1 protein-coding gene is annotated in these 1,178 nt (G+C 43.7%); it reads right to left on the bottom strand.

Translation table 11 applies throughout. The features are described 5' to 3' along the window. Window positions 1-86: 86 nt before the first annotated feature. Window positions 87-239, bottom strand: coding sequence for a hypothetical protein (locus AYK67_RS17380; RefSeq protein ID WP_206597545.1), 153 nt, complete (start codon window positions 237-239; stop codon window positions 87-89). Window positions 240-1,178: the final 939 nt, after the last annotated feature.

Genomic DNA, 1,178 nt, shown 5'->3' with positions numbered 1-1,178 from the left:
GTCTAAGCGCCTTCGCCCAATGGAAAAACGCTGCCATGATTGATGCCTGAGGCATAAGGTGAAAAGCTTCTTCCGGCTCTTTCAAGTTAACCTGTCAAAACTCCAGCTGTATGCTTAAGTTCTTTTGTCTGCTTTTTTCCTTCTCTAAATCCTTTTTGATTTTTTGGGCTGCTATTCGTTTTGTCATGATCAAGCCGGTAATGCCTGCATTTGTGGTTAAAGTTTTCTGCTTGGTCCAATATGTACTTCTCTCCAATATGTGCTTCTCTGTGGATGTTTGCTTTGGTGTTTTGTGTGGTGTTTTGTGTTTTGCTGGAGCTATCCTTCTTGTTTTTTAGTTTGGTCGCAATCCGTGCAATTTTGTTCCTCAAATGTTCCTATTTGTTCTTGCTTGGTGTTTATGTGGAGCTGGTGCTTTGGTTTTTGGGCGTGGTATTTGTGGGAGAGAACGGTTGCTTTTTTAGTTTTCTTATTATGTTTTGGTGTGTTTTTGGCTGTTGTTGGTACGAAGTTGATACGTTTTAGGTACGTTTTTGATATGGAGAGTGAGGGGGATAAGCTGCTTTGGGTTGGGGGCTTGACGTTATTTATCCGCGTAGGGGCCTTGTGTGAGTGGTTATCGGTCTTAGTGAGCCTCTTTGTATTGGTTGCGGGGATATGTGTTTAGCTGGCTTATCAAGCCGGGGCAGGCTTTGGGGTTTTGCCTCTGCTTTTTAATAGGGGGCCCATCCCAATGTATGACAGTTGCGGTCCACTTTGTTGCCGTGCTGTTTTTCCCTCTGGTTGCTTTTTGGCGTGAGTGTCCAGCTGCGCTTTCTTTTTTGCCAGAGCTTGGCTTGTCTCGTGCTTTTCTTCGTTTTTCTCCTAAACGTTTCTGTGTTTTTTCTGTCCGCATGAAGTTTTCCGTGATTGTAATTACGCAAAGGGTCTTCCACTTTTATTGGTGCAGCCACTCTTGTTTGTCTCTTCACTCTCCTATGTGTCCTTAGTTTTGTTTCTCCTGTCGTCTCTACGCCAGTCATTTTTTGCCAGATTTTGCTCTGGTTTGCAGCTCACTCTTCACTTGGTTATCTTTGGTCAGTCCATTTCTCGTTTGGGGCTCACTTATTTATTGATCTTTGCGCTTGGTGTTTGTCTGGTTGTTCGCTCTCCACTTTGTCTCTGTGTTTGTGTTTTCT

This window comes from Polycladidibacter stylochi, assembly GCF_001562055.1.
GTDB lineage: Bacteria > Pseudomonadota > Alphaproteobacteria > Rhizobiales > Stappiaceae > Pseudovibrio > Pseudovibrio stylochi.
This window is presented reverse-complemented; position numbering and strand designations above follow the sequence as displayed.